The sequence below is a fragment of the Mycobacterium sp. IS-2888 genome (genome assembly GCF_001954215.1).
Classification (GTDB): domain Bacteria; phylum Actinomycetota; class Actinomycetes; order Mycobacteriales; family Mycobacteriaceae; genus Mycobacterium.
In genome coordinates, this window is record NZ_MBET01000104.1 from 96,519 (window position 1) to 110,385 (window position 13,867).

The window sequence follows — 13,867 nt, forward strand, 5'->3', positions numbered from 1 at the left end:
ATCGACCGCGTGCCCGGGATGTTCACCCTGGTGCTGCACACCCACCTGCCGTGGCTCGCCCACCACGGGCGCTGGCCGGTGGGCGAGGAATGGCTCTACCAGTCCTGGGCCGCGGCCTACCTGCCGCTGTTGCGGGTGCTGCGCACCTTGGCCGACGAGGATCGCCGCGGCGTGATCACCCTCGGCGTCACGCCGGTGGTCAACGCCCAGCTGGACGACCCGTACTGCCTCGACGGCATGCATCACTGGCTGGCCAACTGGCGGCTGCGGGCGGCCGAGGCGGCCAGTGTCCGCTCGGTTCCCAGATCCAAGTCGGCCGGCTACCAATCGTGCACACCGGAAGCGTTGCGGGCCTTCGGGATTCGCGAATGCGCCGAAGCCGATGCCGCGCTGGAGGATTTCGCCACGCTGTGGCGGCACGGGGGCAGCCCGCTGCTGCGCGGCCTGATCGACGCGGGCACGGTGGAGCTGCTCGGCGGCCCGCTGGCCCACCCGTTCCAGCCGCTGCTCGCGCCCCGGCTGCGCGAGTTCGCGCTGCGCGAAGGCCTGGCCGACCCGCAGCTGCGGCTGGCCCACACCCCGGGCGGCATCTGGGCGCCCGAATGCGCCTACGCCCCGGGCATGGAACACGATTACGCCGCGGCGGGCGTCACCCACTTCATGGTCGACGGCCCGTCGCTGCACGGCGATACCGCGCTGGGGCGGCCCGTCGGCGACACCGGCGTGGTCGCGTTCGGGCGCGACCTGCAGGTCAGCTACCGGGTGTGGTCGCCGAAGTCGGGCTATCCCGGCCATGCGGCCTATCGCGACTTCCACACCTACGACCACCTCACCGGCCTCAAGCCGGCCCGTGTCACCGGCCGCAACGTGGGATCGGAGGCCAAGGCGCCCTACGACCCCGAGCGGGCCGACCGCGCCGTCGACGTCCACGTCGCCGACTTCGTCGACGTGGTGCGCGCGCGGTTGTTGTCCGAGTCGGATCGCATCGGGCGCCCCGCCCATGTGGTCGCGGCGTTCGACACCGAACTGTTCGGCCACTGGTGGTACGAGGGGCCGACGTGGCTGGCGCGGCTGCTGCGCGCCCTGCCCGCCGCCGGTGTCCGGGTGGGCACGCTCAGCGACGCGCTGGCCGGCGGATTCGTCGGCGACGCCGTCGCCTTGCCGCCGAGTTCGTGGGGCTCGGGCAAGGACTGGCAGGTTTGGGCGGGCGAGCAGGTCGCCGATCTGGTCCAGCTCAACACCGAAGTCGTCGACACCGCCCTGAGCACCGTCGACAAGGCCTTGTCACAGACCAGGTCGCAGACGGCATCGCTGGACGGGCCGCTCCCCCGCGATCGCGTCGCCGATCAGATCCTGCGCGAGACCCTGCTGACCGTCTCCAGCGACTGGCCGTTCATGGTCAGTAAGGACTCGGCCGCCGACTACGCCCGCTACCGCGCGCACCTGCATGCGCACGCGACCCGCGAGATCGCCGGCGCGCTGGCATCGGGCCGGCGCGAGACCGCGGAGCGCCTGGCCGACGGCTGGAACCGCGCCGACGGCCTGTTCGGCGCCCTGGACGCCCGAAGGCTGCCCCGATGAAGATCCTCATGGTGTCGTGGGAATACCCGCCGGTGGTGATCGGCGGGCTCGGCCGGCACGTGCATCACCTGTCCACCGCGCTGGCCGCGGCCGGTCACGACGTCGTCGTGCTGTCGCGGCGTCCGTCGGGCACCGATCCCAGCACGCATCCGTCCTCCGACGAATTCAGCGAGGGCGTCCGGGTGATCGCGGCCGCGCAGGACCCGCACGAATTCAGCTTCGGTGCCGACATGATGGCCTGGACCCTGGCGATGGGTCACGCGATGATCCGCGCCGGTCTGCGGTTGAAGAAATACGGCAGCGACCGGCCGTGGCGTCCCGACGTGGTGCATGCCCACGACTGGCTGGTCGCCCATCCGGCCATCGCGCTCGCCGAATACTACGACGTGCCAATCGTTTCCACGATCCACGCGACGGAGGCCGGGCGGCATTCGGGCTGGGTTTCCGGGGCGATCAGCCGTCAGGTGCACGCGGTCGAGTCGTGGCTGGTGCGTGAATCCGATTCGCTGATCACGTGTTCGGCGTCGATGACCGACGAGATCACCGAACTGTTCGGTCCCGGCCTGGCCGAGACCACGGTGATCCCCAACGGCATCGACGCGGCGCGCTGGCCGTTCGCGCCCCGCCGTCCCCGCAGCGGGCCGGCCGAGCTGCTCTACGTCGGGCGGCTGGAGTACGAGAAGGGCGTGCACGACGTGATCGCCGCGCTGCCGCGGATCAGGCGCACGCATCCGGGCACCACGCTGACCGTCGCCGGCGAGGGCACCCAGCAGGACTGGCTCGTCGAGCAGGCCCGTAAACACCGGGTGCTCAAGGCAACTCGGTTCGTCGGGCATTGCGATCACAACGAGCTGCTGGCGTTGCTGCATCGGGCCGACGCCGCCGTGCTGCCCAGCCATTACGAGCCGTTCGGGCTCGCCGCTCTGGAGGCCGCCGCGGCCGGCACCCCGCTGGTGACGTCGAACATCGGCGGCCTGGGCGAAGCGGTGATCAACGGCAAGACCGGGGTGTCCTGTCCGCCCCGCGACGTGGCCGGGCTGACCGCCGCGGTGCGCACGGTGCTCGACGACCCGCGCGCCGCGCAGCGACGCGCCGACGCCGCCCGCGAGCGTCTCACCTCCGACTTCGACTGGCACACCGTGGCCATCCAAACCGCCCAGGTGTATCTGGCCGCCAAACGCCGTGAACGGCAACCACAACCGCGGCTGCCCATCGTCGAGCACGCCCTGCCGGACCGGTAGGCATACCCGCGTCGCTATTGGGTAGCTCTGCACCAACGCCAAACCTGTTGAGCAGCAAGCGGAGTTGGCCCGTCATGAACGGAGCACAGTATGAACAGCTCGACACTGGCCGCGACAACGCTGGCCGTCGGCGCGGCAGCCGGCACCGGAAGCATCGCCAGCCCACGACGTGTCCCTACCTGGTATGCACGGCTTCGCAAACCGCGATACCAGCCAGCCGGAGTCGTCTTTCCCGTCGTCTGGACCGCCCTCTACGCCGACATCGCCGCCACGTCGGCGGCGGCTATCGATGAGTTGCGCCAAGCAGCACAGCACGACAAGGCGCGTCGCTATGCCGCCGCGCTCGGAGCCAACCTGCTCCTCAACGCCGGGTGGAGTTGGCTTTTCTTCCGGTATCACAAGCTCGGCGCGTCCGCCCTCGGTGCAGCCGTCCTGGCGGCCAGCAGCGCGGACCTGATCCGCCGGACGGCGCAGGCCAAACCGAAGGCGGGACTGGCACTTTCGCCTTACGGATTGTGGTGTGCCTTCGCCACCGTTCTGTCCACCCATATCTGGCGGCTCAACCGCCCTACTTAAACCGCCCTCAGCCGGGCAGCTTGTTCTTGACGGCGCCGTCCTGCTGCTGGGCGACCGTAAGAGCGTAGTCGGTGGGCACGTCGTTGCCGGGCGCGCCGTCGAATTCCAGCGTGACGAACGCCTTGCCCTCGGTGAACAGCAGCACGGTCACCTCTTTGGACCTATCCGGCGACGTGCCGGCAACCATCGTGCCCCCGTCGCCCACCGAAATCGGCTGCGGGTTACCGCCGGTCACCGTGTTGCCCAGTGACGCGACCGACCCGTTCATCGCGTTGGCCGCGGCGCCGGCGTCGGTCAGGATCAGGACGGTGTCGCCGATTCGGGTGCTGTCATCCTGGTTTTTGAACACCACCGCCGCGCCGGGCATCGCGTTGGGGTTTTGGACGGGCGGCTCCGCCGGGGTGAAGACGTTGGGCGGTGTCGTGCTGACGTCGCTGCCCTGGATCAGCAGCGTGGTGTAGTCGGTCGAAGCGGCCGGAATCGACACCACGGATGTCGACGTCGAGGGTGTCGACGCCATCGTGGACGTGCCGCTGCAGGCGGCAACCACGATGCCGGCCAACACCGTGGCCCCCGCGACGCTCGCAACCGCGATCACCCGGCTCGTCATTCGCGGCACCCCCTCCGCTGTGTTACCTCGGTACCGTAACCAACCGCCGCACGGTTTCACCAGCAAAGCCGCCGGCGCGAGATCGCCGTTCGGCGGATGTTTACGCAATCCGCCCACCCCAAGATGTCTGGCATGCAATTATCAGCCGATTCACAGTTGCCCGCAGTTGCACAGCCCACGGGAGGCGTTATGGCCCAGTCGATCGCTCGGACGTTGCTGGTTTCCGGAGCAGCAGCGGGCCTGATGGCCGGCGTCGCCGCGTGTTCGTGTTCGGTGTCGTCATCGCACTCCGTCAGCAAAAGCGATGTCGCCGGCCAGATCACCTCGAAGATGACGGACCCCGCGGGCAACAAGCCGGAGTCGGTGAACTGCCCCAGCGACCTGGACGCGAAGGTCGGGGCGCAGCTGAACTGCGAGATGAAGGCGGGCGGGCAGACCTACAACGTCAACGTCACCGTCACCAGCGTCAACGGCAGCGACGTCAAGTTCGACATGGTCGAGACGGTCGACAAAAACCAGGTCGCCAAGACGATCAGCGAGAAACTCACCCCGCAGATTGGAACCAAACCCGATTCGGTGACGTGCCCCGACAACCTCAAGGGTGTCGAGGGCGCGACGCTGCGCTGCCAGCTGACCACGAGCGGGAAGAACTACGGGGTGAACGTGACCGTCACCGGCGTCGACGGCGGCACCGTCAACTACCGCTTCGAGGTCGACGACCAGCCCTCGTAGTACTCCAAATCGCTTAGCGGGCAGCCTTTTTGCGCTCGATATCGGCCAGCGCGGCCGCCAGTTCTGCGCGCTGCGCGGCCGAACTCTCCCAGGACAGCTGCCGGTTTTTGACCACCTTGGCCGGTGCGCCGACCGCGATCGAGTAGTCGGGCACCACGCCGCGAACCACCGCGTGCGATCCCAGCACGCAGCCGCGTCCGATGGTGGTGCCCCGCAACACGGTCACCTTCACCCCGACCCAGGTGTCCGGCCCGATCCGGACCGGGGACTTGACGATGCCCTGGTCCTTGATCGGAAGGTTGATGTCGTCCATGCGATGGTCGAAATCACAGATGTAGCACCAGTCGGCCATCAGCGCCGAATCCCCGAGCTCGATGTCGAGATAGCAATTGATGACGTTGTCGCGGCCCAGCACCACCTTGTCGCCGAAGCGCAGCGAGCCCTCGTGCGCGCGGATCGTGTTCTTGTCGCCGATGTGCACCCAGCGACCGATCTCCAGCTGCGCCAGCTCGGGCGTGCAATGGATCTCGACGTCCTTGCCGAGAAACACCATGCCGCGGGTGATGATGTGCGGGTTGGCCAGCTTGAACTTCAGCAGCCGCCAGTAGCGCACCAGGTACCACGGGGTGTAGGCGCGGTTGGCCAGCACCCACTTCAGCGAGGCCAGCGTGAGGAACTTGGCCTGGCGTGGGTCGCGCAACATCGATCCACGCCAACGGCGATGGAGCGGAGCACCCCACATGGTCGTCATGGCCGGAGAGCTTATCCGAGCCGCCACGGGTTACCCTCACCTGTACTCGATCGCTGCTCTGGAAACGAACCAACGGCCGCGGAAGGATTTGGGAAATCGAGGTGCTTGCCCGACAACTCGGTCTTCGGCGTTGGTCATTCGTGGGGGCGGTCGCCGCGCTGATCGTGGGACTCGGCGGTTGCGGCAACACCGACTCGTGGGTGCAAGCCTCGGCATCGCAAGGCTGGCCCGCGCAATACGCCGACGCGGCCAACAGCAGCTACACCCCCACCAGCGGGGCCACCAAGCTGTCGCTGCAGTGGACGCGGTCCGTCAAGGGCAGCCTGGCCGCCGGGCCCGCGCTGAGCGCACGCGGCTATCTCGCCCTCAACGCGCAGACCCCGGGCGGATGTTCGCTCATGGAGTGGGAGAACGACGACAACGGCCGGCAACGCTGGTGCGTCCGGATGGTCCAGGGTGGCGGCTTCGCCGGTCCGCTGTTCGACGGCTTCGACAATCTCTACGTCGGGCAGCCCGGCGCCTTCCTCTCCTTTCCGGTGACGCAGTGGACTCGGTGGCGCCAGCCGGTGATCGGAATGCCCACCACGCCAAGGTTTTTGGGTGATGGTCAACTGTTGGTCATCACGCATCTGGGTCAGGTCCTGACGTTCGACGCCCACCGCGGCATGGTGGTGGGCAGTGCGCTGGATCTGGTCGACGGCGTCGACCCGACCGATGCGACGCGCGGGCTGGCCGATTGCGCGCCGGCGCGCCAAGGCTGTCCGGTCGCCGCGGCGCCCGCCTTCTCGCAGGCCGGCCAGATGGCGGTGATCGGCGTCTGGCAGCCGGGCGCGGTGGCCGCGGAACTCGTCGGGCTGAAATACCATCCGGGCCAGACGCCGCTGCTCACGCGCGAGTGGAGCAGCGACGCGGTCGGCGCCGGCGTGATCGCCAGCCCGGTGCTTTCCGCCGACGGATCGACCGTCTACGTCAATGGCCGCGACCAACGGCTGTGGGCGCTGCACGCCGCCGATGGGAAGGTGAAATGGTCTGTGCCGCTTGGTTTTCTGGCGCAGACGCCGCCCTCGGTGACCCCGCAGGGTTTGATCGTGGCCGGCGGCGGACCCGACACCCGGCTCGCGGCCTTCAAGGATGCCGGCGATCACGCCGATCAGGCTTGGCGGCGCGACGACGTCGGCCCGCTGTCGTCGTCGAGCCTGGCCGGCGGCGGCGTTGGCTACACGGTGGTCGGCGCCCCGCCCGGGCAGGGCGCGGCCGGCATGTCGCTGCTGGCCTTCGATCCGGGCAACGGCCACACCCTGGGCAGCTATCCGCTGCCCGCGGCCACCGGGTATCCCGTCGGGGTGTCGGTCGGGGTGGATCGCAGGGTGGTGGCCTGCACCAGCGACGGCCAGGTCTACGGATTCGGGCCGGCATGAGCGCCGATCGACGCGGCCGGCCCGCGGACCTCGCCGCGACGCTTGTCCTGCTCATCGTGCACGGGGCGCTGTTCGGGGTGACGATCGTGCTGCTCGGCCTGTTCGTCATGGTCACCGACCCGTGCGGTTCCGTGAAATGCGGCGACCCGGCCTGGATCGACCGCGCCACGACGTTGGGGATCTGGGGCGGCGCCGCGGTCTTGGTCGCCGACTTCGTGGTCGCCGTATACCTCCTGGTGCGCCAGCGGCGGGCGTTCTTCGTCCCGATCATCGGCTGCGTGGCCCAGGTGGCGCTGGGCATCGGTGCCGCGGCCATGGAGTGGCTGGCCGGCCCGGTGCACTGACCAGGCGGCTCTAGACGGCCAGGGGCGGGATCGCGCTGCGCGGCACCTGGGCCTGGGCGGGACCGGCGACCGCCGGCAGCATCTCACCGGGGGCGAAGTAGAAGATCAGCTGGTCGTCGGTGATGGCGAAGTTCTGGTAGTGCGACGGGTCGTGGCCCGTCGAGGGCAGGATGGCGGCACCGAACGCACTCTGATTCTCCAGGTCGCGCTGCACCAGCGGGAAGATGCTGTCCAGCGGCGTCGTGCCGGGCGCGAACAGGTTGTCGAAGGTGATGGGCTGCTTGGTCGCCAGGTTGTAGTTGAACGCCTTGTACCAACTGGACGGATGCGATCCGCCGAGGTCCTGGAAGAACTTCAGCACCACGCTGCGGGTGCGGGGCGGCTGACCGGAGGTGCGTTGGTCGGCGCTGGTCTCCATTTGGTAGGGCTGGTCGCGCCCGCCGGACGTCTGGGCGACGTTGAGGAAGCCGTCGCGGTTTTGGGCGATGTAGTCGGTCAGCGCCTGTTCGTCGGGGTAGTCGGCGGGAAACGTCATGGTGATGGCGTAGGTGGACCCCGTGGTGTGCACGTGGCACAGCTGGGTGTCGTCGACGGTGCCCCCCATCCCGGCACACGTCGCCGGCGCGGCGGCGGCCGGCCAGCCCAGCAGGGCCACGGCGGCCAGCACGGTGCTCACTATCAGGTAGCGCATTGTTCGAATTCGTCCCTCGCAAAATCACGCAGGCGGGGCGCCTGGAAGATCGATGGCAGCCAGCCTACCTGGGCACTATCGAGAGGCACGGCACACGAAGGCCGTCGCATGACTCGCGGGTCCGGAGCCGACCCGGGTGACGATCACCGACAGGGAACGCCTGCCGCGCAGCCGCAGCCGGCGCCGCAGCCCGTCGGGGTCGACGCGCACGCCCCGGACCAGGATCTCCAGCGCCCCGCAGTCCCGCGCGGACAGCGCCTGCCGGAGCCGGCGCTCGTCGAACGCAAGCTGCTCGAGCACCTCGAAGCCGCGGACCGCCGGGGGCAGCTCGGCACCGGACAGGTAGGCGATATCGGGATCGAGTTGCCACAGCCCGTGCCGCGCGCCGTAGTGGCGCACCAGCCCGGCCCGTACGACGGCGCCGTCGGGGTCGACGATCCATCGGCCGGCGGGCCGCGTCGGGCAGTCGGCGGGCTCGGCGTCGGTGATCTGCTCGCCGATATCCAGGACGCTCGCTCGACGACGCACCCCCGGCGCGGTCAGCCCGGCCGACCACAGGCACGCTTCCCGAACCGAACCGCCATACGACGTCACCTCGATTTCGCCGTCGAAACCGGCGCGCCGCAGGTACTCGAAATCTATTCCGGGACTGCACTTTACGACGAGATCGCGACCGCAATAGGCGTCGAGCAACTGCCCCAGGCCCGGTTGATAGTCGGCCGGGCGCCAACGGCGCCGCCCGCCCACCCGTCGCGCCGGATCGACGAGCGCGACGGCGTCGCGGGTCACCGGACGCAGCGCGTCGGCGCGGCACAGGGCAGCGCCGGGTCCCAGGTTGTGGCGCGCCATCGCCAGGCGCACGGGGTCGATGTCGCTGCCCACCGCGTCGGTGCCGGACGCGCGCAGCGCGGCCACCTCGGTGCCGATCGAACACGTCGCGTCGTGAACCAGTGCGCTCCCGGCCTTTGCCAGGCGCCCGGCCCGGTGCAGGGCCACCGGCGCCGCGGTCGCCTGCTGCAGGGCCTCGTCGGTGAACAGCCAATCGGACACGTCACCGAGCTGGCCGAGCTTGTCCGCCGCACGGCGGCGCAGCAGCGTCGTCTCGACCAGAATCGGCGCCCGGCCGCCGAAGCGGGCGCGCACGGAGGCGACGTCGGCGATGCGGGTGCGGTCCGTCAGCGGGAGGTCGGCGACGGCGGCGAGCGCCGCGGTGCCCACTTCCGACCGCAGATATTCGACGTCGTCGGTGCCGAAGCTCAGGCCGCCGACGCTCAGGACGGTTTGACCCCGGTGATCATCACGTTGTAGAACCAGCCCTTCGGCACCACGTGCCGCATCACGTTGGCGTCCACCCAGCTGAGGGTCTTCCAGCTGGTGAATGCGAATTTCGCCCAGCCCCAGCCCAGCCGCCCCGGCGGCACCGCGCACTCGAAGGTCCGCAGGGGCCAGCCGAGCATCGCGGCGGTGAACTCGACGGTGGAGGTCGCGACGTCGACGGCTCCAGCGCTGGTGGCCATCCGCTCCAGGTCTTCCGGCGCGAAGGTGTGCAGGTCGACGAGCGCCTCGAGCGCCGCGGCGCGCGAGGACTCGTCCAGCTCGGCCTGCGGGCGCCGCCAACCGGTCAGTCCCGGCAACTTGGTGGCGTTGGTGACGATCCGCCAGGTCAACGTCGAGAGCGCGCGCGCATAGACCTCGCCGGCATTGCTCGGTTCCCCGGCGAAGACGAACCGCCCGCCCGGGCGCAGCACCCGGACCACCTCGCGCAGCGACAGCTCGACGTCGGGAATGTGGTGCAGGACGGCGTGCCCGACGACCAGATCGAAGGTGTCGTCGTCGTACGGGATGCCCTCGGCGTCGGCCACCCGGCCGTCGATGTCGAGTCCCAACGATTGGCCGTTGCGGGTGGCGACCTTGACCATGCCGGGCGAGAGATCGGTGACAGAACCGCGGCGGGCAACGCCCGACTGGATCAGGTTCAGCAGGAAAAACCCTGTCCCGCAACCCAATTCGAGGGCCCGATCGTAGGGCAGGTCACGCAGGACCTCCTCGGGCGCGACGGCGTCGAAGCAGTCCCGGGCGTAATCGATGCAGCGCTGGTCATACGAGATCGACCACTTTTCGTCGTACGTCTCGGCTTCCCAGTCGTGATAAAGCACCTGGGCGAGCTTGCTGTCATGGCGGGCGGCTTCGACCTGCTCGGCGGTGGCACGCGGGTTGGGGACGGCGTTAGTCGAACTCCTCGTCATGCAGGGCAGCCTAACCGGCGCCCGGATGCGGGTCGAAGACGGCGTTGATGCCGGCCTTGGCGGCGGCCAGCGCGCGCGACGGCCCGTCGAGGAAGCGGCGCGCCCACGCCGCGGCGGCGTCGTAGACGTCGTCGGGGGCCACCATCTCGTCGATCAGGCCCAGCGCCAGGGCCTCCTCGGCGTCGAAGAAGCGCCCACTGAACACCAGGTCCTTGGCCCGGCTCGCCCCGGCCACGCGGGCCAGGCGAGCCATTGCGCCGCCGCCGGGGACCAGGCCAGCCAGGATCTCCGTCGCACCGAACTTGACGTTGTCGCCGCTGATCCGCCAGTCGGCGGCCAGGGCCAGGGTGAGGCCGGCGCCCAGCGCGTATCCGGTGATCGCGGCCACGGTCGGCTTGGGGATCGCGGCGACGGCGTCGACGGCCTCCCGGCGCACCCGGTCCGCGGTGTCGGCCTCGTTCGGGCTCAGCGTCCGCAGCTCGGGCATGTCGTCGCCGGCGGAGAAGATTTCGTGGCCACCGAACAGGATGACGGCGGCGACGTCGTCGCGGCGCCCCAGCTCGTCGGCCGCGGCCACGATCTCGCGGTAGACCTGCCGGGTCATCGCGTTCGTGGGCGGCCGCGACAGCAGCAACATGGCCAGGCCGGCGTCGCGCGAGCCGTCACTGACCACGACGCTGACGAACTCGCTCAATGCCGCCACCCCATTCCCCCGGCCTCGCGCGCCTGGTGGTAGCGGTCGGAGTCGAAGAACTCGAAAATCCAGTTGTCGCCCTGGATTTCGAGATGCGGCTGCACCGGCACGATCTGTCGTTCGACCGCCAACACGTCGGCCACCGTGCGGCCGGCGAGCGAGTCCAGCTGCGTCCACGTGGGCGGCAGCAAGAAGCAACGGCCGGCGGCGAAGTCGTCGATGGCGTCCTGCGGTGTCGTCCAGCCGGCGCGGTCGGATTCGGTGTTCTCACCGTCGGCACGCTGACCCCGCGGCAGCGCCGCCACAAAGAAATAGGTGTCGTATCGCCGCGTCCGTTCGGCTTCCGGGGTGACCCAGTTGGCCCACGGCCGCAGCAGGTCGGCCCGCAGTTCCAGGTTTTCGCGGCGCAGAAAGTCGGCGAAGGACAGCGTGCCGGCGGCCAGCGCGCGGCGGGCGTCGCCGTACACCGAGGCATCGCCGACGATGCTGTCCGGTGCCGAACCGGCCTGCCCCGCCGGCCCGGCGAACAGCACCCCCGATTCCTCGAAGGTCTCACGGGCCGCGGCGCAGACCAGCGCCTCGGCCAGGTCGGGTTCGATGCCGAAGCGCTGCGCCCACCACTGCGGCGGCGGGCCCGCCCACGCGATCTCGGCGTTGCGGTCGCGGTCGTCGACGCCGCCGCCCGGGAACACCATCGTGCCCGCCGCGAATTCCATCCGCGAGTGCCGTCGCATCAGGAACACGCTGAGGCCGGGCCCGTCGTCACGGATCAGCATCACGGTTGCGGCCGGCCGCGGAACCAGTGGGGGCTCGTCGTGCGGTGCGGTCATAGCGGCCTCCGGTGGGCCGCGCGGCTGCGGACGCGCCGCGCGAAATAGCGCCCGTCGACCATCTCGAGGGCGATCGACTGGCCGAACGCCGCCGACAGGTTCTCGGCGGTCAGCACGTCGGACAGCAGGCCCGCCGCGACCACCCGGCCCTCCGACAGCAGCATGCAGTGGCTGAAGCCTGGAGGGACTTCCTCGACGTGGTGGGTGACCAGCACCAGCGCGGGCGCGTCGGGGTCGGCGGCCAGATCCGCCAGCCTGGCCACCAACTCCTCCCGGCCGCCCAGGTCCAGGCCGGCGGCGGGCTCGTCGAGCAGCAGCAGCTCCGGGTCGGTCATGAGGGCACGGGCGATCTGCACCCGCTTGCGTTCGCCTTCCGACAGCGTGCCGTAGCTGCGCTCCGCCAGATGCTCGGCGCCCAGGCTCTCCAGCATGTCGATCGCGCGCCGGTAGTCGATGTCTTCGTAGCGCTCCCGCCATCGGCCCAGCACCGCGTAGCCGGCCGAGACGACGAGGTCGCGCACCACTTCGTTGTCGGGCACCCGCTGCGCCAGTGCCGAGGACGACAGGCCGATGCGGGCGCGCAACTCGGTGACGTCGACGCGGCCCAGCCGCTCGCCGAGCACGTGGGCGACGCCCGACGACGGGTGCTCGGCGGCCGCCGCGATCCGCAGCAACGACGTCTTGCCGGCGCCGTTGGGGCCGACGATCACCCAGCGTTCGTCGAGTTCGACCGCCCAGTCCACCGGCCCGACCAAGGTGCGCCCGCCGCGGCGCAACGACACAGCCCGCAAGTCGATCAGCAGATCGGGATCGGATGCGGTGTCGCCGGTTTCGGGCACCCGATTATCGTGCCGTACCGCGGCGTCGCCAAAGCCGCCGGGTGCTTGCCCGCGGCGGCCACTAATCCGAAGGGATCTCCACACGTCGCACTCCAAGATCGCCGGCGTCGGCGGCCTCGATCTCGCCGCGGGTCACGCCGAGTAGGAACAGCACGGTGTCCAGATACGGGTGGCTCAACGACGCGTCGGCGACCTCACGCAGCGCCGGCTTGGCGTTGAACGCCACGCCCAGGCCCGCCGCGGCCAGCATGTCGATGTCGTTGGCACCGTCGCCGACCGCGACGGTCTGCGCCATGGGCACCCCGGCCTGCTGCGCGAAGTCGCGAAGCGCCTTGGCTTTTCCGGGCCGGTCGATGATCGGGCCGACGACCCGGCCGGTCAGTGTGCCGTCGACGATCTCGAGCTCGTTGGCGGCGACGAAGTCCAGCATCAGCTCATGTGCCAGCGGTTCGATGATCCGCCGGAATCCCCCGGAGACCACGCCGCAGTGAAAACCCAAGCGCCGCAACGTCCGCAGCGTGGTGCGGGCCCCGGGCATCAGTTCCAGTTGGGCGGCGACCTCGTCGATCACGGTCGCGGGCAGGCCCGCCAGCGTCGCCACCCGCTGCTGCAGCGACTGCGCGAAGTCCAGCTCACCGCGCATCGCGGCCTCGGTGATCGCGGCGACGGTTCCCTCTGCGCCCGCGCGGGCGGCCAGCATCTCGATGACCTCGCCCTGCACCAGCGTCGAGTCGACGTCGAACACGATGAGCCGTTTGGTGCGCCAGGCCAGGCCGTAGTCCTCGACCGCGATGTCGACGCGCTCCTCGGAGGACACCCGGTTCAGGGCCGTCCGCAGGCGGCCGTCGGCTCCCGGCGGCACCGAGACCCGCAACTCCAGCCCGGTCACCGGATAGTCGGAAATCCCGCGAATCACATCGAAGTTGACGCCCAGCGCCGCGGCCTCGCGGGCCACCGCGCCGAACGCGCCGGCGGTAATCGGCCGGCCCAGTACGAAGATGGTGTGGGTCGACGGTTGCCGGATGATCGGCACGTCGTCGCTGCGCTCGATGCTGACATCGAGCCCGACCCTGTGGATCGCGGTCTCGACGTCGGCGCGCAACGCGGGGCTTTCCGCGACCTCGGCCGAGCAGGACACCAGCACACCGAGCGTCAGCCGCCCCCGGATCACCACCTGTTCGACGTTGAGCAGCTCGACTCCGTGCCGCGACAGCGCGTCGAAGAGGGCCGACGTCACACCCGGATGATCCGCGCCGGTGACGGTGATCAGCACCGACACCCTGTATGGAGTGTTCACCCCTGACTTAGCCTCGC

At 69.9% G+C, this 13,867-nt stretch carries 14 protein-coding genes and 1 pseudogene; 6 read left to right on the plus strand and 9 right to left on the minus strand.

Annotated features, from left to right (window positions below):
* The first annotated feature begins 18 nt into the window (after positions 1-18).
* From A5745_RS21550 to A5745_RS21560, 3 genes are all read left to right on the plus strand, one after another.
* The gene (locus A5745_RS21550; protein ID WP_076063378.1) at positions 19-1,581 is read left to right on the plus strand and encodes a glycoside hydrolase family 57 protein; all 1,563 of its coding nucleotides are present in this window, start codon (positions 19-21) and stop codon (positions 1,579-1,581) included.
* The gene (locus tag A5745_RS21555; protein ID WP_076118757.1) at positions 1,578-2,822 is read left to right on the plus strand and encodes a glycosyltransferase family 4 protein; all 1,245 of its coding nucleotides are present in this window, start codon (positions 1,578-1,580) and stop codon (positions 2,820-2,822) included. Before A5745_RS21550 ends, A5745_RS21555 begins: the two co-directional genes overlap by 4 nt.
* A 90-nt stretch (positions 2,823-2,912) precedes the next feature.
* The gene (locus tag A5745_RS21560) at positions 2,913-3,398 is read left to right on the plus strand and encodes a TspO/MBR family protein (RefSeq protein ID WP_076118759.1); all 486 of its coding nucleotides are present in this window, start codon (positions 2,913-2,915) and stop codon (positions 3,396-3,398) included.
* A gap of 7 nt (positions 3,399-3,405) precedes the next feature.
* Here A5745_RS21560 and A5745_RS21565 read toward each other — a convergent pair whose 3' ends face one another.
* Complete coding sequence (locus A5745_RS21565) at positions 3,406-4,008, minus strand: hypothetical protein (RefSeq protein WP_076118761.1); 603 nt, start codon at positions 4,006-4,008, stop codon at positions 3,406-3,408.
* Between the two features lie 189 nt (positions 4,009-4,197).
* Between A5745_RS21565 and A5745_RS21570 the strand changes: the two genes are divergently transcribed.
* Entirely contained in the window at positions 4,198-4,740 is a 543-nt protein-coding gene (locus tag A5745_RS21570; protein ID WP_076118763.1) for a DUF4333 domain-containing protein, read from the plus strand.
* A 13-nt stretch (positions 4,741-4,753) separates the two neighbouring features.
* Here A5745_RS21570 and A5745_RS21575 read toward each other — a convergent pair whose 3' ends face one another.
* Entirely contained in the window at positions 4,754-5,491 is a 738-nt protein-coding gene (locus tag A5745_RS21575; RefSeq protein WP_076118815.1) for an acyltransferase, read from the minus strand.
* Between the two features lie 140 nt (positions 5,492-5,631).
* Between A5745_RS21575 and A5745_RS21580 the strand changes: the two genes are divergently transcribed.
* Complete coding sequence (locus tag A5745_RS21580) at positions 5,632-6,909, plus strand: PQQ-binding-like beta-propeller repeat protein (protein WP_139329727.1); 1,278 nt, start codon at positions 5,632-5,634, stop codon at positions 6,907-6,909.
* Positions 6,906-7,253, plus strand: a complete 348-nt coding sequence (locus A5745_RS21585; protein WP_076063300.1) for a hypothetical protein — start codon at positions 6,906-6,908, stop codon at positions 7,251-7,253. Before A5745_RS21580 ends, A5745_RS21585 begins: the two co-directional genes overlap by 4 nt.
* Positions 7,254-7,263: 10 nt before the next feature.
* Here the strand turns inward: A5745_RS21585 and A5745_RS21590 are convergent, their stop codons facing one another.
* From A5745_RS21590 to serB, 7 genes and pseudogenes are all read right to left on the minus strand, one after another.
* Entirely contained in the window at positions 7,264-7,944 is a 681-nt protein-coding gene (locus A5745_RS21590; RefSeq protein ID WP_076063301.1) for an esterase, read from the minus strand.
* A gap of 75 nt (positions 7,945-8,019) precedes the next feature.
* Complete coding sequence (locus A5745_RS21595; protein WP_217695299.1) at positions 8,020-9,219, minus strand: class I SAM-dependent methyltransferase; 1,200 nt, start codon at positions 9,217-9,219, stop codon at positions 8,020-8,022.
* Entirely contained in the window at positions 9,216-10,190 is a 975-nt protein-coding gene (locus A5745_RS21600) for a class I SAM-dependent methyltransferase (RefSeq protein ID WP_076118766.1), read from the minus strand. Before A5745_RS21600 ends, A5745_RS21595 begins: the two co-directional genes overlap by 4 nt.
* 22 nt (positions 10,191-10,212) lie before the next feature.
* Positions 10,213-10,884 (minus strand): annotated as a pseudogene (locus A5745_RS21605) (enoyl-CoA hydratase); the annotation flags it as partial.
* Positions 10,881-11,714 carry an NUDIX domain-containing protein gene (locus A5745_RS21610; protein WP_076063305.1) on the minus strand — a complete coding sequence of 278 codons (834 nt, stop codon included), beginning with the start codon at positions 11,712-11,714 and terminating at the stop codon, positions 10,881-10,883. The gene A5745_RS21610 and the pseudogene A5745_RS21605, both read right to left, overlap by 4 nt.
* The gene (locus A5745_RS21615; protein ID WP_076118767.1) at positions 11,711-12,553 is read right to left on the minus strand and encodes an ABC transporter ATP-binding protein; all 843 of its coding nucleotides are present in this window, start codon (positions 12,551-12,553) and stop codon (positions 11,711-11,713) included. The genes A5745_RS21610 and A5745_RS21615 overlap by 4 nt, the downstream gene beginning before the upstream one ends.
* A gap of 61 nt (positions 12,554-12,614) precedes the next feature.
* Positions 12,615-13,850 (minus strand): phosphoserine phosphatase SerB, encoded by a 1,236-nt coding sequence (serB, locus tag A5745_RS21620; RefSeq protein ID WP_076118769.1) that lies wholly within the window; start codon positions 13,848-13,850, stop codon positions 12,615-12,617.
* Between the last annotated feature and the right edge of the window lie 17 nt (positions 13,851-13,867).